The organism is Asticcacaulis sp. SL142, from assembly GCF_026625745.1.
In the GTDB taxonomy this organism is placed as follows: domain Bacteria; phylum Pseudomonadota; class Alphaproteobacteria; order Caulobacterales; family Caulobacteraceae; genus Asticcacaulis.
Map to the genome: position 1 here is coordinate 2,169,172 of NZ_CP113061.1, position 17,112 is coordinate 2,186,283.

The 17,112-nt window shown below is 56.2% G+C and carries 15 protein-coding genes; 7 read left to right on the forward strand and 8 right to left on the reverse strand.

The genetic code is table 11. The annotated features are described in order from the left end of the window. Positions 1 to 106: 106 nt before the first annotated feature. Positions 107 to 2,287, forward strand: coding sequence for a GumC family protein (locus OVA03_RS09865; protein WP_267524127.1), 2,181 nt, complete (start codon positions 107 to 109; stop codon positions 2,285 to 2,287). A 175-nt stretch (positions 2,288 to 2,462) separates the two neighbouring features. On the opposite strand, the gene OVA03_RS09870 is transcribed toward OVA03_RS09865, so the two are convergent. From OVA03_RS09870 to OVA03_RS09885, 4 genes are all read right to left on the reverse strand, one after another. Beyond that, positions 2,463 to 4,664, reverse strand: a complete 2,202-nt coding sequence (locus tag OVA03_RS09870) for a GumC family protein (RefSeq protein ID WP_267524128.1) — start codon at positions 4,662 to 4,664, stop codon at positions 2,463 to 2,465. Positions 4,665 to 4,813: 149 nt separating this feature from the next. Beyond that, a complete protein-coding gene (locus OVA03_RS09875) occupies positions 4,814 to 6,094 on the reverse strand; it encodes an outer membrane beta-barrel protein (protein ID WP_267524130.1) in 1,281 nt (426 codons plus the stop codon). A gap of 133 nt (positions 6,095 to 6,227) precedes the next feature. Further along, positions 6,228 to 6,389 carry a hypothetical protein gene (locus tag OVA03_RS09880; protein ID WP_267524132.1) on the reverse strand — a complete coding sequence of 54 codons (162 nt, stop codon included), beginning with the start codon at positions 6,387 to 6,389 and terminating at the stop codon, positions 6,228 to 6,230. 40 nt (positions 6,390 to 6,429) lie between these two features. Then, on the reverse strand, positions 6,430 to 6,822 hold the full coding sequence (locus tag OVA03_RS09885) for a polysaccharide biosynthesis/export family protein (protein WP_267524134.1): 393 nt from the start codon (positions 6,820 to 6,822) through the stop codon (positions 6,430 to 6,432). A gap of 443 nt (positions 6,823 to 7,265) precedes the next feature. Between OVA03_RS09885 and OVA03_RS09890 the strand changes: the two genes are divergently transcribed. After that, the gene (locus tag OVA03_RS09890) at positions 7,266 to 7,991 is read left to right on the forward strand and encodes a sugar transferase (protein WP_267524136.1); all 726 of its coding nucleotides are present in this window, start codon (positions 7,266 to 7,268) and stop codon (positions 7,989 to 7,991) included. Here OVA03_RS09890 and OVA03_RS09895 read toward each other — a convergent pair. After that, positions 7,988 to 8,158 (reverse strand): hypothetical protein, encoded by a 171-nt coding sequence (locus tag OVA03_RS09895; protein WP_267524138.1) that lies wholly within the window; start codon positions 8,156 to 8,158, stop codon positions 7,988 to 7,990. The two genes, OVA03_RS09890 and OVA03_RS09895, sit on opposite strands and share 4 nt — an antisense overlap. 149 nt (positions 8,159 to 8,307) lie before the next feature. Here OVA03_RS09895 and OVA03_RS09900 point away from each other — a divergent pair, with 149 nt between their 5' ends. The 3 genes from OVA03_RS09900 (at position 8,308) to OVA03_RS09910 (ending at position 12,115) form a co-directional block, all read left to right on the forward strand. Continuing rightward, the gene (locus OVA03_RS09900; protein WP_267524139.1) at positions 8,308 to 9,477 is read left to right on the forward strand and encodes a glycosyltransferase; all 1,170 of its coding nucleotides are present in this window, start codon (positions 8,308 to 8,310) and stop codon (positions 9,475 to 9,477) included. A gap of 9 nt (positions 9,478 to 9,486) precedes the next feature. Next, on the forward strand, positions 9,487 to 10,602 hold the full coding sequence (locus OVA03_RS09905; protein WP_267524140.1) for a glycosyltransferase family 4 protein: 1,116 nt from the start codon (positions 9,487 to 9,489) through the stop codon (positions 10,600 to 10,602). Positions 10,603 to 10,678: 76 nt separating this feature from the next. Continuing rightward, positions 10,679 to 12,115, forward strand: coding sequence for a hypothetical protein (locus OVA03_RS09910; protein WP_267524142.1), 1,437 nt, complete (start codon positions 10,679 to 10,681; stop codon positions 12,113 to 12,115). Positions 12,116 to 12,149: 34 nt separating this feature from the next. Here the strand turns inward: OVA03_RS09910 and OVA03_RS09915 are convergent, their stop codons facing one another. Beyond that, the gene (locus OVA03_RS09915; RefSeq protein WP_267524144.1) at positions 12,150 to 12,626 is read right to left on the reverse strand and encodes a VanZ family protein; all 477 of its coding nucleotides are present in this window, start codon (positions 12,624 to 12,626) and stop codon (positions 12,150 to 12,152) included. 183 nt (positions 12,627 to 12,809) lie between these two features. Between OVA03_RS09915 and OVA03_RS09920 the strand changes: the two genes are divergently transcribed. Together OVA03_RS09920 and OVA03_RS09925 are read left to right on the forward strand one after the other, a co-directional pair. Next, positions 12,810 to 13,124 (forward strand): hypothetical protein, encoded by a 315-nt coding sequence (locus OVA03_RS09920; protein ID WP_267524146.1) that lies wholly within the window; start codon positions 12,810 to 12,812, stop codon positions 13,122 to 13,124. A gap of 178 nt (positions 13,125 to 13,302) precedes the next feature. Beyond that, the gene (locus tag OVA03_RS09925; RefSeq protein WP_267524149.1) at positions 13,303 to 13,698 is read left to right on the forward strand and encodes a VanZ family protein; all 396 of its coding nucleotides are present in this window, start codon (positions 13,303 to 13,305) and stop codon (positions 13,696 to 13,698) included. Between the two features lie 17 nt (positions 13,699 to 13,715). Here the strand turns inward: OVA03_RS09925 and OVA03_RS09930 are convergent, their stop codons facing one another. Both OVA03_RS09930 and OVA03_RS09935 read right to left on the reverse strand, forming a co-directional pair. After that, entirely contained in the window at positions 13,716 to 14,756 is a 1,041-nt protein-coding gene (locus OVA03_RS09930) for a glycosyltransferase family 2 protein (RefSeq protein WP_267524151.1), read from the reverse strand. Between the two features lie 66 nt (positions 14,757 to 14,822). Further along, positions 14,823 to 17,021, reverse strand: coding sequence for a GumC family protein (locus OVA03_RS09935; protein WP_267524152.1), 2,199 nt, complete (start codon positions 17,019 to 17,021; stop codon positions 14,823 to 14,825). Positions 17,022 to 17,112 lie beyond the last annotated feature (91 nt).

The window sequence follows — 17,112 nt, forward strand, 5'->3', positions numbered from 1 at the left end:
TTCTGGTCATAAATAATACCTGAAATAGACTGGCTACGGCCGCGTGCGGGCACCGGTCAGCCTTTTATATCTGACGCGCTCATATTTCAGCGGAAAAGCATTTTACATGAAGCCTGAAACCTTCGACATCGCGGCGGATCGCGAAGATATTCTGCAAATCCGCCTTGATCTGCGCTCCATCGGCTTTGATTATCGCCGTTATATATGGATATTTTTAGCGCTGTTTGTGGGCGTATTTGCGCTCACCTATCTCTATCTGAGCAGCCGCCCCAAGCTATATACCGCCACCGCGATCGTAGCCCTCGATGCCCGCAATGTGGCCCTGACCCCCGAAAATGAGGCTCTGGTGCAACTGCCTCAGGATGACACGCCGGAATCGCTTCAGGTCAATACGGAACTGGTGCTGCTGCAACAGGTGTCTTTGGCCGAGCGCGTTGTTGAGTCGCTAAAACTGGATCAGCATCCGGCCTTTGCGCCGCAACCGGTTGATCCCAAAACGGCAAACAAGACTGACACCAGCGCGCAATCCTCGCAACCCGCCCAAACGCCAGAGGAAAAGGCAGCCCAAAGACGGCGCGCCATTGCCGGGGCGCTATTGTATGGTCTGAAGATCAAACGCCAGGAAACCACTCGCATCGTCTATCTGAACTATTCATCGCCGTCGCCCGAACTGGCCGCCGATGTCGCCAATGAATGGAGCCTGCAATATATCGCCCAGAAGATCGATCAGAATCAGGCCGAACTGCAAAGTGCCGGCAGCGGTATGGCCGAACGGCTGGATAAACTGCGCGGCGAAGTGCTGGCCCGCGAAGAAGCTCTGGCTAATTATAAGGTCGCCAATAACCTGATGACGGTGGGCACAGCCACCCTGACTGAAAGCGAAATCTCAGCCCTGAACCGGCAGGTCGCCAGTAACAAACTCGATCTGGCCGAGCAGGAGGCAAAACTCGCCACCGCCCGCCAGCAATTGCAAAATACCGGCGTCAGCGCCGAAATGGCAGGCCCCGTTGGCTCACGCGTCCTGACGACCTTGCGCTTAAAACGCGCCCAGATCACGCGCCAGATTGCCGACCTGCAAACGACCTATGGCCCGCGCCACCCGCAGGTCATCGCCGCTCAGGATCAGCTTTCCGATATCGATCAGCAAATTCGTACCGAAGGCGACCGGCTTTTGTCCAGTCTCGAAGCCGAGGTTGATATTGACCGCCGCCGCCTCAGCCAGACCCAGTCCAGTCTGGGGGCCGCCACCGGCCAACTGGTCTACGCCAATAGCGCCAGCGCCGGTCTCAGCCAGCTTGAAAATGATGCGGCTGTGGCTCAGGAAATCTTTGAGCACTATCTTGACCTTTATAAACAATCCCTTACGGCCAATCCGGCGCAGAACATTCATGCCCGCCTGATCTCTCTGGCCCGTATCCCCGCGGCACCCAGCTCCCCCAATCTGATATTGGCCTTTGTCATTGCGCTGGGCCTCGGCACGGTGGCCGGTGTTGGCGGCGTGTTCACTCGTCAGATTTTTGAAACCGGCATCATCGCCCCCGGCGATATCGGCTATAAGCTGGGGCTGCCGCATCTGGCGACGCTCGTTAAGGTCAAATCCCCGTCCAAAAATGCGCCCCCCTCCTTGCCCGCCCCCCTGTCCCTGCCCGATTATGTCATTCAGAATCCGGGTTCCGCCTTTGCCGAGGGGCTTCGAGGTTTGCGCACCTCCCTGCTCTATACGGCCAATGATCATGGCGGGATTATCGCCATCACTTCGCCCCTGCCGTCGGAGGGCAAATCGACCACTTCGGTCTGTCTGGCCAGAGTCATGGCCATGTCCGGTCAGTCAGTGATTGTGGTTGAATGCGATCTGCGCCGCCCGGGCTTGAGCCGCGCTTTGGGGCGTCGGGCCGAAAACGGCCTGATCGAAGTGCTGCAAGGCGATGCCAATCTGGAAGATGTGATCCTTAATGACGATATCGGCGTTGATTATCTGCTGGCGCCGCGCAAGGATCGCGATGTCACCGGCGTATTCGAAGCCCCGATCATGGATCGCTTCATTACCTATCTGCGCCACAAGTACGATATTGTTATTCTCGATACGCCGCCGGTTCTGGCCATTGCCGAAACCCAGATTCTCACAAAATTTGCCGATCAGACCATTATGCTGGTGCGCTGGGCCAAGACCCCGATGCGGGCCGTCAAAGCCGCCCTGTCCAGTTTGAGACAAACCGGCGGCCCGGTGATCGGCATCGTCCTCACCCAGATGGATGAGCGGCTGTTCAAGAAAAGCTCAATGTACTGATATGACACTCTGGCAACAAAAAAGCCCGCGACCATAATGATCGCGGGCTTTTTTGTTTAGAGCGTTTTCCCAAAAAGTGGATCCACTTTTTGGATCAGAAAGAGCGACAAAACAAAGAATTAGAGCAAATTTCGGATCAATTCGATCGAAATTTGCTCTAACATGTCCGGGTGACCTACTCGGTGTAGTAGCCCTTGTAAGCCTTATAGTAGAAGCCGGAGTCGCCGTAGGCATATTTGGCCTGCTGGTTGACGTCGATCTGGCTGAGGGCCACACCGGCCATCGGCGCATCGGCACTGATAAGCAGATCAAGGGCCTTCTGGGCGGCGTCACGCGGCGTTTTACGCCAGTGTACCAGCATGACCACGGCATCGACCTTACGCACCAGAATACGGGTATCAACCACCGGCAGCACCGGCGCGGTATCCATAATGACCACATCAAAGCGCTCTTTGAGTTCAGCGATCAGGCCGTCCATCGACGGATCACCAAATACGTCGCGGGTGGTATAGCTTTCCGGCTTGACCGGCAGGAGCTTGACCTTACCGCCAGGACCATCGGTCAGGGCCTGATCAAGCGTGGCCGAGCCGTCCAGTACTTCCAGAATACCGGCTTCGGGTTGATCCTGAACATAGGCGTTGATCGACTTACGGCGCAGGTCGCAATCAACCACAACCACCGTCTGCCCCGCCATAGCGACAATCTGAGCCAGACACATGGACGCCGTGGTCTTACCTTCGCCGGGCAGGCAGGAGGTCAGGGCGATGACACGGGCCTGCTCGCCGTCACGGGTATAGAGCAGGGACGCTCTCAGGCTGCGGAAGCCTTCGGCAAAGACCGACAGGGGCTTCTCGGTCACATAGGTGACCGGGTCGGTGCGCTTATGACCCTTTTCAACCGTCGAGGCCAGATCCGGCAGACCAGCCAGATAAGGCTGGCGCAGATGACGCTCAACGTCCGTCGAGGTGGTCAGGACGCTGTCGAAGGCCCGACGCCCCAGAACCGCGGCGGCACCGGCCCCAAAGGCCCCAACCAGCGCCAGAGCGACGCTTAAGGAGACCTTGGGCGACGATGGGCCCATCGGCAGCTTAGCCTTAGCCACGATACGGGCGTCGGACTTAGCCATGCCTTCCTGCGACGAGGTTTCCTTGAAACGCTCCAGATAGGATTCGTAGAGGCTGCGGACGGCCTGAGCGTCACGCTCAAGCTCGTTCAGGCGAACCTGAGCGCGGTTATTACCGGCCAGCACGCCACGGGCGTTACCGACGCTGCCCGCCAGAGACGAGGTACGTTGACGCTGAACCTGAACCTGGGCTTCAAGGTTAGAGATGATACGGGCGATTTCGTTGCGGATTTGCTGATCTATATCGGCCTTTTCGCGCTTGGCCTTGATGATTTCAGGATGCAGCGGGCCGTAACGGGCCTCCAGCTCAGCCACGCGGCGGCTGACCTCGGCGCTTTGCGAGCGCAGATTGGCAACCACGCCGGAGTTCAGAGCTTCACCGACATCTTCACCGGTCGAACCGGCGGCAAGCTGACGGCGGGCGGTAGCCAGACGGGCTTCGCTTTCGGCTTCGTCAACACGAACCACGGCCAGTTGCTGATTGAGGCTGGAGATTTCCTGCTCGGTCAGGGTAGAGCCGGTCGAGCTCATCAGGTTATTGGCGATTTTATATTGCTGAACCGCACGTTCGGCAGCTTCGACCTGACCGCGCAGCTCATCAAGGCGCGAGTCGAGCCAGCCGGAGGCACTGCGGGTCGCTTCAAAGCGCGCTTCCATTTGCTGAGCCAGATAGAAGTTGGCCCACTCATCGGCGATGCGCATGGCCTTTTCCGGCGAGGTGCTGGAATAGCTGATATTGATGACGCGTGTCGTGCCCTCACGGCGCACGGTCAGACCGCCCAGCACGATATTGGTGATGATCTGCTGGCGAGCCTTTTTCTCCAGCGGCGTCAAGGCCGCTTCGGGGCGCTGAGGCTCGGTCACCAGACCAAAATATTTCTTGCGGGGATTAAGGAACGGGTTGAACTCCGGGTCCTTATCCAGTTCCAGCTCCCGAATGGCCATCTCCGCCAGTGAGGCCGACTTGATCAGGGACACTTCGGTATCGATGGTGGCGGCGTCCTGCGGCAAATCCGACAGCACCTGCTCACTGGCATTGGTGATATTGACAGAGCGCGGATCGATCATCACGGCTGATGATGCCACATATCTCGGTGTCTGAGACAGCAGCGGAAACAGGATCAGGACAAAGGCGGTGCAGAACACCACGCCAAATAGCAGCGAGTAACGCCGGAAATCAGCGATTAACCCGCGAAGGTCCAGACCGGCTTCGTCGTCCGAGCTGCTTTTTCCATAATTATCACGCGTTTTCATATGACAGATCTTTCCGGCACTTGTTCAGTTATGGAACCCGTGAGCCATTTTTTGGGAACCCAAAGGCCATTTTGCAAAATAGGGGCCAAGACATAGGGACCAGAAAATGCGGGCCATGACATCAAAACGATATCATGGCCCGGCATGCGTTAATATTGCACGCCTAAAGTAAACTTAATGCTGTTATGAGTATAATCACGGAAGGCCGAGGCCCCCTCGGAACCCAGCTTTGAATGCATATATTCGCCCTTAAGGGTCAGACGGCGGTTAATAAGATAGCGTCCGCCCAAGGTTAAGCTATCGCGTGTATCATTACGGTCCAGACCCCGGTATTCATCATCAAAGTGAAGCACCCCGGCTGACAGTACCAGATTGCGCAGCAGTTCATGGTCAACCGTCACGCTAAGCTGGGTCGACAGGAAGCCTGATGCCCCGGCGTAGGGCGTTTCGTTGATAGAACGGCCCGCGTTGAAGTTAACCGTCGTTAGACGGGTCGGGAACCATTCGATCTGCGCATTAAAGGACGAGCCGCGCGCCGTGGCATAGGCGAAGTTGTCATAGTCCTGCATCAGGTAGCCGGCCCGCACTTCACCGCGCAGAAGATCCGTCAGGTCGAACGCCGCACCGACCGAGATATTGTAGCCGTTGGAGTCACGCTCAGCCGCCGCTGAGGCCAGATCATATTTGCGCTCATTATATTCATAGGTGACAAAGACCGACGTATCCGGGCTCAGGGCGTAATCACCGCGCAGGCCCAGACGATGGAACTTCACGTCGCGATTGTCCTGATCCTGAATCCCGGATGGGAAATTGACCAGATCGGTTGTGCGCACATCGGTGTAGTCCAGCTCGCTGATGCCGCCATCGACGCCAAAGCGCAGGCGGTTGAAGGTGAACTGCCCGCCCAGCACAAAGCCGTTGTTTTTCACCTTGACCGGCTCAGCGATGTTTTCGCTCAACGACGGGTCACCGCGCGATTCACTGTTACGACCCAGATTGATCGTCCCGTAAACATTGCTGAACCGCGTAATGTCGGCGCGGCCATAGGCGTTGGCGCCCCAGTCTTCGGAATTTTGGGTGTCGTTATCACCGTAGCGGCGGATATTGCTGTAAACCGACCCCATCAGGGCGTGGCGGCTCCAGCGTGATTGAGCGCGAACCTCCGGGCGGGCCGTAAAGATCATGTCTTCTTCTTTGGCCGTATCACTAAAGAAGATGTTGTCCGAGCGCTCAAGCCCCATATCGACCTTGGGATAGATGTCAAAACCGCCGGTGCGGATGCCCAAAGGTTCATAGCCCGCCGGTACGCGCGCAGCCACCGACGAATTCTTGTCCTTTTCCTGTACAAAGTAATCTTGAGCTCCGGCGATTCCGGCCGTAGCGCACATAGCCGGGATCAGCGTCAGCGTGAGGAGTTTCTTTTTTTGCATAAGGTCCATGCCAGAGAGTAAAGTTTTACGTGCCTTCCCAATGAAGGTCACGACGGGTATGCCATAATGGTAAACGACCAGTCTGATAACCGGTCTATAATCTTAAACGCTTAACTAAATCTTGGTTGCGCCATCAGAAATATCGTTCTGTTACGCGGATAGTATCGCCAGGTTGCACCGTCAGGGTCTGGGTCAGTTCAACTGCACGTTCCTCAGCGGAATTGGCACTTTTGATGTAGACCTTCTTTTTGTTAGCCCGATAGGTAAAGCCCTGCGCGCGGGCAATCGCATTCATGACCGTCATGCCGTTAACGTAAGGATATTCACCCGGACGGCTAACCTCGCCCCAAAACATAGAAGGGTCGGAAGGTCAGAACTTCGATGCTGACGCGCGGGTCTTTGAGGTAGCCTTCACGTAAGACCGCGGCATACTTATCCTGCAATTCGGTGACGGTCAGGCCCGCCGCCTTGATCTCACCGATCAGTGGTAGGGCAACCGTACCCTGACCATTGACGACAAATTCACCACTCAGGTTGGGCTCACCAAAGACAATAACGCGAATCTTGTCGTCGGCGCCCATTTTATAACTGTAAGCGTCAGCACTTACCGTCTGAGTTTGAGGTGTCTGGGCCTGATATGTCTGGGTTTGGGACACGGCCCCTGCCCCCTGCGTCTCGGTGCCCTGTGCATAGGCCAGTCCCGCTGTCCCCAAACCGGTCAGCGTCAAACTTATTATCACAAACCAAAAAGATACTAATCTTGCGAAAAAGGTCGACATGTTTCGGCTCTCGTCCCATCGTCTCATAGTTAATTGTGCGGCGCAATATCGATTTTGACACGCATCTGAACTAATGGTAGTGAAATAATTGCAAAAAGCTGTTAAGTCCAAACAAAACAAATTAGCGGCATCAAAACGATGCACAGGGCTTCATTTTTAACACATAAGATGCCCTTTTGATTGAAAAGATTAATCAACCATCAGGGGAATCCCATTGCGAGCGAAGCTGTTAACCAACAGTTTTTCGCAAGTTTTTATATTCTGGTCGCCATCAGTTGCGCAAAGAGCGCAAGCTGAAATTTTTTATGGCATACATTGTGCAATGCGGGACAAATCATTGACAGTTTGCCCGTCAATTTAAATACTGACTGTGCAGTTTTGGAGAGGTGATCATGTTGATCAATACGCCGTCTGCGGCAAGTATGGAAAACAGCGTCTCCGTCGGATTTAAGGTACGCACCCCACAGGCGCGCGAGAAGGCCGGAAAGCGGGCCAGACTGCGTCGCCTGAATCATGGTGTTATTCGTTGCCTTGATCTGATGATTAGTTTGAGCGCGTTGATATTTCTGGCGCCGGCGATTGTGGTGATCGCCCTGCTGATTCGCTTTCAGGATGGCGGGCCTGCCCTTTATCGTCAAAAGCGTATCGGCCTGAACGGCCGTGAGTTTAGTTGCTTCAAATTACGCAGTATGCATGTGCGCTCTGATGAGATTTTACGTGAAATCCTGCTGAACGATCCGGTAGCCCGCGCCGAGTGGGACGCTGAACAAAAGCTCAAGAATGACCCGCGCATTACCGTTTTGGGACGCATCTTACGTAAAACCAGCGTCGACGAACTGCCTCAGTTGCTCAATGTCATTCGCGGTGAAATGAGCCTTGTCGGGCCACGCCCGATTGTTAACTCCGAAGTGGTCAAATATGGCCGCTCCTTCAAAAACTACGTGTCCGTGCTGCCTGGCATTACCGGCCTGTGGCAGGTTATGGGACGTAACGATGTCAGCTACAGCCGCCGCGTAGCCATGGATCGCCTGTTTGCCCGCAAGCATTCGTGTGGCATATATATCATGATCCTGGTAAAAACGTTACCGGCGGTACTGTTACAAAAGGGCTCATATTAGGGCTTACGGCGCACCTCAAAAACCCAAGGCGGCAGGCTCACCTGCCGCTTTTTTTGTGTGCTGCAAAATAAAAATTCAATAAATTTCGGGGACAAGCTGCGACATAGCTTCGCATGGCACTCTTCTTGCTGAAATTGGCTATAGCCGGGATTGATGGCACGGCGCATATGTTCACTGCGTTTTTTACGGAATCGAAAATCCAGTGAGTTCAGCAGCTTATTGCCTTTGACAAACCCACGTTATACAACCGTAATATGTGTTAACCATTATTAACTGACACATTACCAATTCACGCCGAAGGACGCGCAGTTACGCAATGAAAGTCGCCCTTGTACATTACTGGCTTGTCGGCATGCGCGGGGGCGAGCGGGTACTTGAAGCATTGTGTGAGCTTTATCCGGATGCGGATATTTTCACTTTGGTGGCCGATCCGGCTAAGCTGTCGCCCACAATCCTGAAACATAAAATCCACACCTCGTTCCTGCAAAAATTCGGTGGGGTGAAACACTATAAGGCCATGCTGCCGCTCATGCCGTTCGCCATCGAATCGTTCGATGTGACCGGCTATGATCTGGTGATCTCCAGCGAAGCCGGCCCTGCCAAGGCGATCGTGACCCGCCCGGATGCGACCCATATCTGCTATTGCCATTCGCCTATGCGCTACATCTGGGATCTGTACGACCAGTACCGCTCCAGCATGGGCTTTATGGGCCGCCTGGTCATGTCAATCGCCGCCCCCATGTTGCGGGTGTGGGATGTGACGACGGCCTCACGGGTCGACCATTTCATCGCCAATTCGCACTATGTCGCCAAGCGCATTGAGAAATTCTACCGCCGGGAAGCCAAGGTCATTAATCCGCCGGTCGATACCTCGCGCTTTGTGCCTCTGGCCAGCAATGCTGACGGCCCCGGTGACTATTACCTGTGTGCCGGTCAGATCACGCCCTATAAAAAGGTCAGTCTGGCGGTTGAAACCTTCACCAAGTCCGGCAAGCCGCTGGTGGTGATCGGTGCCGGTGCCGACTCAAAACTCAAAGCCTCGGCGGGCCCGAATGTGCAGTTTCTGGACTCAGTTGATGATAAGGCCATGGCCCATCACTTTGCCCATTGCCGCGCTCTGGTTTTCCCCGGCGTTGAGGACTTCGGTATCATCCCGCTTGAAGTCATGGCCAGCGGACGGCCTGTGATTGCCTACGCCAAGGGCGGCGCGCTTGAAACCGTCGTGGATGGCAAGACCGGCATATTGTTCAAAGAACAGACGGTTGAATCGTTGCTGGCTGCCGTCGAAGAGATGGAAACCCGCCACGAAAGCTTCGATCCCGCGACCTTAAGCGCCCACGCCGCCAGCTTTGCCAAGCCGATCTTCGTTGAGCGCCTGCGCCGTCATATCGAAGACTGCCTCAGGGCCGACAACCTACCACCCAGTCCGGTGATTGAACTGAAACCCGGCCCGGTCATGCTGGAAAAACAGGCTATGCGCGGTTAGGCTATAACTATGCATCCGGTTCGCGTAACACTTAATGGCAAGTTCATGGGCGCCCATATGACCGGCGTTCAGCGCGTGGCTATGGAAATCGTGCGCGAGCTTGACCGCCTCATCACCCTTGATTCGGCGCTTCGTGATCAGATCACTTTTGAACTGGTCGCCCCTAAATCCGCCACCGAAGCCATTGTCGGACTGGGCCTCAAAACCATTCCTACCCGCACGGCCGGTCGCTTTGGCGGCAATGTCTGGGAACAGGTCGACCTGCCGTACCTGGCGCGCGGCACGCGACTGCTGAACCTGTGCAACCTCGGTCCGGCCTTAAGCCTGGATGCCGTGACCATGCTGCATGACGCGCAAGTGCACGCCTCGCCCAAATCCTACAGTGTCCCGTTTCGGCTGTGGTATCGCTTTATCCAGCCGTGGCTTGGTCATCGCAGCCAGCAGATATTGTCGGTGTCGGAATTCTCTAAACAGGAACTGATCCACTATGGCATAGCCCCCGCCGCCAAAATCACCGCGGTGCACAATGGCGTAGACCATGTCCTGCGGGTGCGGCCGGATCGGTCCGTGCTTGAGCGACTTCATCTGAGCGAAGGCGGCTATGTCATCGGCCTGGCCAATACCCAGAGCCACAAGAATATCAAAGTGCTGCTGGAAGCCTTTACCGACCTGCCGAACCTTAAGCTGGTTCTGTTCGGCCGCGCTGATCGCAACGCCCTGCAATCCCTGACCGAGGTGCGCTTAAGTGACAACATCATCGCCGCCGGGCCCATCAGCGATGAAGCCTTAAGCGCGCTCATGACCTCCGCCCTGTGCATTGCCTTTCCGTCGCGCACAGAGGGGTTTGGTCTGCCGCCGCTTGAGGCCATGCTGCTGGGCTGCCCGGCGATAGTAGCCCCGTGCGGCGCGTTACCGGAAGTGTGCGGTGAGGCGGTGCTCTATGCCGACCCTGATCAGCCCCAGGACTGGGTCCGCCAGATCAGCGCCCTCACTACCGATCCGACTTTGCGTCAGGCCTATGTCAGCCTTGGGCGGCTCAAAGCGTCCCACTATAGCTGGGCCCGCACGGCGCGTCAGATTCTCGAACTGCTGGCCCCCGCCGCTACCCCGGGAAAAGCCGCTTGAAAAATGCCGCCGTTATGAATAACCCTGTTCGGGCTTCCCGACGGGCGCCCTCAAGGGCGCGAAAAGGACCAAAGACGTGACCCCAATTTCGATACTCTGTCTGCTGATCCTGATTTACGGCCTGACGCGGCCTCCGTCTTTCCTGCTGATCACGGCACTGGTCTATACCAGCTTCGGCGCTCTGGCGCTCATTCCCCCTGCCCTGACCGCAGGCGCCAGTATTCTGGCAGCCCCGGTGGCGTTTCTGTTCCTGATCGGCAAGCTTTTGTGGATGCAGAAAACCGCGCAAATCTATACGCGGACTCTGGTTAACCCCAGTCGGGTCGGTATCTTAGGCCTGTTCACCCTGGTGGCGGTGGTGGGCGCTTTTATTCTGCCGAGCCTGTTTGCCGGTGAGATGTACGTCATCCCGATGCGTCTGGCCACCAGCTATTCTTACGCCCTGACGCCGCTCTATCCGACGACCTCCAATATCACCCAGTCGCTGTACCTGATCATCTCATTCATGATTGTCACCGCCATGGCGACTATGGCGCGTTTGCCGGATTTCAAAGAGACCTTCACCAAGGCGATTTTGTACGCCATGATCGCTGCCATCGCGACCGGCATGATAGATTTCGTTTTCGGCATAGCTGGCAAGACCGACATGCTCAAAATGTTCCGTAACGCCAGCTATGCCATGCTGGTCGATCAGGAAGTCAGCGGCGGCGTGCGCCGCACGGTCGGTCTGATGCCGGAAGCGTCATCCTATGGTACGCTGGTCATCGCCCTGCTCGGCCCGCTATTGTTCATGCGTCAGCTCTATTCGCCCAAGATGACCAAGTGGGTGGTCATGCCCGCCATTGGTCTGGGCTTTCTGTTTGCTGGCCTGTCTACGTCATCGACGGCCTATGTCGGTATTATTGTCATCGTCGGCCTGCATTTTGCCGACAGCATCCATAAGGCCATTAATGGCGACATGGCCTTGCGCGCCCGTGTGGCCAAGGAACTGGGGGTCATCTCCATTCTGGGGCTTCTCGGCTTCATCGGCCTGATGGCCCTGCCCGCCACGCGAGAGATCATTTTCAATCTGGTCGATGAGATGCTGCTCAACAAGACCCAGTCCCTGTCCTATCTGGAGCGGTCATCATGGAACACCTACGCCCTGCAGAATTTCTGGGACACTAAGGGCTTTGGTGTGGGGGCCGGCTCGGTGCGAACGTCGAACTTCTTCGTCAATATTCTGGCGGCAACCGGCTTTATCGGCGCCCTGTTGTTCGCCATCTTCCTGATCCAGCTTATCTCGGCCCGCGTCAGGCCTGAGCAAAAAGAGCTTAAGGTGATTTTGCACGGTGCCAAGTTGTCCGTCCTGCCGGTTCTGGTCTGCGCATCTCTGGTCGGGACGACACCGGATTACGGCATCTTCGTAGCCTGTCTGTTCGGGGTGATCGCGGGCACCAAATATGTCGTCCCGCCGCGCGTCGTCGGCCATATTCACCGATCATCGGAAACGGACGATCTCCAGACATCATAAAAAAAGCGGCCTTTAGCGGGCCGCTGTTCTGTATTTAAGACACTTCGCTGGTTCGGCGGCGACGCACCCCGGCCAGGGTCGGCGGTGTAGGTCGGCGGGCGATGACCTCCTTGGCAAACTGATCCGTAGCCCGACGCTTCCAGCGCTTACCCCCGCGCATCTGAGCGCGCCAGGCGGCAAAGTTCATGGGCGCAATCGCCATGACCACCCCGGTCGCATCAGCCAGCCAGTCATAAAGGCTGGCGCTGCGGCCGGTAAACATCTGAATGATTTCGCTTAAGCCCGCAACGATCAGGCAGGCCAGACCGACATCCCACTTACGGACACGCGGAAAGGCCGTCACCGCCAGCAAGCTCAAGACAAAGAAGGCCAGAACGTGCGCCTCTTTATCACTTAGTCCCAATTCCTGCTCGCGCCCCTGAAACGGCCCAAACATCAGAACCGCCAAAATGACCGCCAGTACAGCAACGGCCATGCGCACAAGGAAAACTGCCTGAGATTGCCTGCTCATATTACCACCTCATCTTGCCCTAACCTTTAGCGGATTCACAAATAAGGTGACGTTAAATTTCATGGTTAATAGAGATATAATTTACAGCCCTCTTATATTTACCTTCCGTTTATTAAGGTTTGAAACGATTACTTAAGGCCGATGAGTTACTGTAGGATTATAGATTTTTTGCAGGGATAGAATATGCCTGAGCTCAACTTAGTCCCGTCATTCGAAGACGCCACCGATGTCGTGACGCGCGATGTCACCAGACCGGCCGCACCCGCCAAGCGCGACCGCAGCCATCTGACCCAAGTTTCAGACGCCGCGCACTACGTTCATGTGCCATCTCCGGCGCAAAAGCTTCAGGACAATCTGCGCACACAGTTGTCGATGCCGTTTCCTGATCCGTCGCCGGAAACCCAAAAAATTCCGACCGTCTATACGGTGACGGCTCTGGTGCTGTTTTGCGGATCGGTGTGGACGGCCGTTGTCATGGGACTGGCTAATCTGTTGTAAGCATTTTTCGACGAAGTGGACACCGGTTCGTCGTTAAAAAATGCGGCAAAACAAAAAACCTTACACAGATAAAGACCCACGTTACGCAATCGCAACATTTTTCCTTGTTTAGACTCACGCTTTGGCTTTAATAGGATTAATTAAATCCTAATAAGCCTTATCGTGAGGATGGCAAACCATGACCCTGTCCCTGCCTGTGCTGGCGTTGCGCGGACTCGTGCTTATGGTGTCTATCTGGCTGTTCGTGTTTCTGCTTGGGCCATATCAGACCCTGCCGTTTGAACTGGGCATGAGCGACAAAGAGGCCCACGTCCTGACCTTTTACTGCTTTGCGTCGCTGTTGCTGCTGGCGACCCAAACCACGCGCCGGGGCAGTATTCTGTTATTCTGCATCACCATTAGCGCGGTGGCCGAAGTGCTGCAAACCAGCACCGGACGCGATGGCAATGTCGCTGATTTCCTGGCCAGTAGCCTGGGCTCGACCATGGCAGTTCTGCCGACACTGATCGGCTTTGTGCGCCAGAAGTTCAAGCGCAATGTTGCCGATAACAAACGCCTGCAAATCAGGTTGTAGTTTTAGGTCGTAAACGCCTAGGAAAGGCTTTCGGTAACGACGGCCGGGGTCACCACATCTTCGGGGATCCATCGGCGTTCGCGGACGGCCAGAAACCCATAGAAGAACCCCAGCGCCCAGCCGGTATGCATGGCAAAGGCCGCAGGCCCCGCCAACAGTCCGCACGCCGATTTACGCTTGGCCGTGATCATCAGCGAATAGATGGTCAGCACAAACAGATAGGTCAGCGGCCACAGCCCGAACACACCTGACACCGGCAGCAGGGCCAGAGAGGTCAGCAGCAATATCAGATGCAGCGGCACCGCCATCTGACGCAGGCGGATAGAGCCCGGATGACGACGGACGGTACGTGACCGCCCGCAGCCATAGTTGAAATATTGCCGAAACAGTTTAATCAGGCTGTCGCGGGGGAAATATTTCAGGCGGATATCGCTATCCATATAGATACGGCCACCACGCGCCCGCAGACGATTATCGAATTCACCGTCTTCATTGTGCGAAAAGGTCGGGTCATAGCCGCCGGCATGGATGAAGCTGGCGACCTTGAACGCCGCATGATGGCCGTGATCGACAAAGCCTTTGACATGACCACCGCGGTGGGCGGCCCCGCCGGAGCCCAGCGGCGTATCAGACACCCACGCCACCGCCTTTTGCAGGCAGCTAAAGCCCACCGAATCCATCGGCACGACCACAGAATCCGCGCCAGTGTCATTAAGCGTCGTCAACAGCCGGGTGATGAAATCGGCCCGATAATCCGAATGGGCATCACAGCGGATGAGAACCCCTTGCGGATGGGCAAATTCCTGCACACACAGATTGACCCCGGCACTTTGCAGCTTCCCCGGATTATGAAGCAGTTTGACGCGCTCATGATCGCCAAACCGATTGCGTACAATATCAGCCGTACCATCGCTGGAGCCGCCATCAGCAACCACCACGACACAGGATTGAATGTCGGCGGAACTATCAAGCAGGTTTTGCACCACCCCCTCGATAACCCCGGCCTCATTGAGAACCGGGACCGCGATAACTACATTAAATTTAAGCTTTACCAACATAGGCTTTGATACCCATAAAAAGGCTGCCCCGGAGGATTGCCTGACGCATATTATGCGCCAGCGGGGTTACTGCATGTAATAGTCTTTATATTCCTCGTAGTAGAACGCACCTTCACCGTAAGCATACTTGGCCTGCTTATGGACATCGATCTGGCTCAGGGCCACGCCGCTAAGCGGGGCCTGTGAGTCAATCAGAATTTGCAACGCGCTGCGGGCGGCTTCGCGTGGGGTCTTGCGCCAGCGTACCAGCATGGCGACCACGTCGGCCTTGCGTGCCAGAACCCGCGTATCCACCACCGGCAGAACCGGCGCCGTATCCAGAATAACAATATCATAGCGGCGGCGCAGACGGTGGATAAGATAGTCCATAACCAGAGAGCCAAAGACGTCCTTAGTGGTATCCGTATCCTGCGCCAGAGGCAGCAGTTTGAGCTTGCCGCCGGGTCCATCGACCACGACATCATCAATGGTCGCCATACCCGCCAGAACCTCAAGCAAGCCCTGCTCAACCTTATGGCCGATGAACTTATTCAATGACTTACGGCGCAGGTCGCAATCGACCACCACCACCGATTGACCGGCCATGGCAATGACCTGGGCCAGGCAGATTGAGGCTGTCGTCTTACCCTCACCCGGCAGGGCGGAGGTGACGGCGATAACCTGTGCGCGCTCACCATTACGGCCATAGATCAGCGAGGTTTTAAGTGTCCGGAAACCTTCGGCAAACACCGACAGCGGTTTTTCCATCAGATAGGTGGACGGGTCCATTTTGGCCGCCGCCTTATCGAGCGAGACATTCAACAGCGGCAGACCGGCTAGATAGGGCTGGGCCAGATGCAGTTCAACTTCGTTAGAGGTCGTAATCGTCCGGTCAAGGGCGCGGCGGCCCATCACGACGGTCGTTGCCGCCCCCAGCGCCCCGCAGAACGCCAGGGCAATGCTAAGCGGAATACGCGGCTCGCTCGGATTGGTCGGACGCTTGGCGGTGGCGACAATGCGGGCATCAGCGCGGTTATTGCCTTCCTGAGAGGAGGTTTCCTTGAAGCGTTCCAGATAGGAATTATAGATGGTGCGCGCGGCCATGGCGTCGCGTTCCAGCTCATTCAGCCGCACCTGAGCGCGGTTATTACCGGCCAGAGTGCCGCGGGTCTGGGATACGCTTTGCTCCAGCGCACCGCGGCGCTGACGCTGCACCTGAACCTGCGCCTCAAGGTTTGAGATGATGCGCGTGATTTCGGCACGGATTTGCGCATCGATGTCTTCTTTTTCACGCTTGGCCTTGAGGATTTCCGGGTGCCGTGGCCCATAACGGGACTCCAGTTCGGCCACTTTGCGGCTGACCTCGGCGCTTTGGGTGCGCAGCGAATGGACGACGCCGGAATTGAGCGCCTCACCGACATCATCGCCGGACGAGCCCGTCGCCAGTTGGCGCTTGGCGGTCGCCAGACGGGCGGCGGCGGCGGCTTCGTCGAGCTTAACCCCGGCCATCTGAGTATTGAGATTGGAGATTTCCTGCTCGGTTAGGGTCGCGCCCTCGGAACTCATCAGGTTGTTGGCGATCTTATATTGCTGCACGGCGCGCTCAGCCGTCTCGACCTGCGCCCGCAGTTCGGTCAGGCGCGAATCGAGCCAGTTCGAGGCATCGCGGGTCGTGCTGACACGGGCTTCCTGCTGCTGCACCAGATAGAGCCGCGCCCAGGCATCGGCAATCGTGGCCGCCTTTGACGGCGACAGACTGGTAAAGCGGATATTGATGACGCGGGTAGCGCCCTGACGTTTAACCGAAACCCGCTTGAGAATCTTGTTGATGATCACCTGACGGCGGGCATCGGCCTCGTCAGCGGTGGCCGCTTTTTTGATCGGCTGGTTGTCGCCGATAAAGCCCAGAAACTTTTTACGTTCACCGATATAGGGGTTGAATTCAGGATCCTGATCCAGATCAAGATCCGTCATAACCCGTTCCGCCAGAGCGGTCGATTTCAGGATTTCAACCTCGGTATCGATGGTCGCGGTATCTGCAGGCAGGTCAGAGACAACTTCCTTGCCCGGCGAGGTATTGACGATGCGCGGATCGATCATGACGCTGGCTTCGGCGGTGTATTTCGGCGCCTGAGTGACCAGAGGCACCAGAATGAGCGCGAATATAGCTATAAAGACCAGACCGAACAGCAGAATATAGCGGCGGAAATCGGCAATGAAACTTAACACATCAAAGCCCGCATCATCAATGTCACGCGCTTCGACTGGGTTCACGACTTCCGCCATAGGCTATTGCTCTTCTTAAAAAAATTCATGTCGATACGCCACACACACAAAGACGCCCGACATTTTCGTCATGCACACCTTCATTACAAGT

Excerpts from the sequence above, each read along its gene's own strand:
- OVA03_RS09930 (WP_267524151.1), bottom strand. The coding sequence starts at position 14,756 with ATGTTGGTAAAGCTTAAATTTAATGTAGTTATCGCGGTCCCGGTTCTC.
- OVA03_RS09915 (WP_267524144.1), bottom strand. The coding sequence starts at position 12,626 with ATGAGCAGGCAATCTCAGGCAGTTTTCCTTGTGCGCATGGCCGTTGCT.
- OVA03_RS09890 (WP_267524136.1), top strand. The coding sequence starts at position 7,266 with ATGTTGATCAATACGCCGTCTGCGGCAAGTATGGAAAACAGCGTCTCC.
- OVA03_RS09900 (WP_267524139.1), top strand. The coding sequence starts at position 8,308 with ATGAAAGTCGCCCTTGTACATTACTGGCTTGTCGGCATGCGCGGGGGC.
- OVA03_RS09925 (WP_267524149.1), top strand. The coding sequence starts at position 13,303 with ATGACCCTGTCCCTGCCTGTGCTGGCGTTGCGCGGACTCGTGCTTATG.
- OVA03_RS09905 (WP_267524140.1), top strand. The coding sequence starts at position 9,487 with ATGCATCCGGTTCGCGTAACACTTAATGGCAAGTTCATGGGCGCCCAT.
- OVA03_RS09865 (WP_267524127.1), top strand. The coding sequence starts at position 107 with ATGAAGCCTGAAACCTTCGACATCGCGGCGGATCGCGAAGATATTCTG.
- OVA03_RS09875 (WP_267524130.1), bottom strand. The coding sequence starts at position 6,094 with ATGCAAAAAAAGAAACTCCTCACGCTGACGCTGATCCCGGCTATGTGC.
- OVA03_RS09870 (WP_267524128.1), bottom strand. The coding sequence starts at position 4,664 with ATGAAAACGCGTGATAATTATGGAAAAAGCAGCTCGGACGACGAAGCC.
- OVA03_RS09920 (WP_267524146.1), top strand. The coding sequence starts at position 12,810 with ATGCCTGAGCTCAACTTAGTCCCGTCATTCGAAGACGCCACCGATGTC.
- OVA03_RS09895 (WP_267524138.1), bottom strand. The coding sequence starts at position 8,158 with ATGCGCCGTGCCATCAATCCCGGCTATAGCCAATTTCAGCAAGAAGAG.
- OVA03_RS09880 (WP_267524132.1), bottom strand. The coding sequence starts at position 6,389 with ATGAATGCGATTGCCCGCGCGCAGGGCTTTACCTATCGGGCTAACAAA.
- OVA03_RS09935 (WP_267524152.1), bottom strand. The coding sequence starts at position 17,021 with ATGGCGGAAGTCGTGAACCCAGTCGAAGCGCGTGACATTGATGATGCG.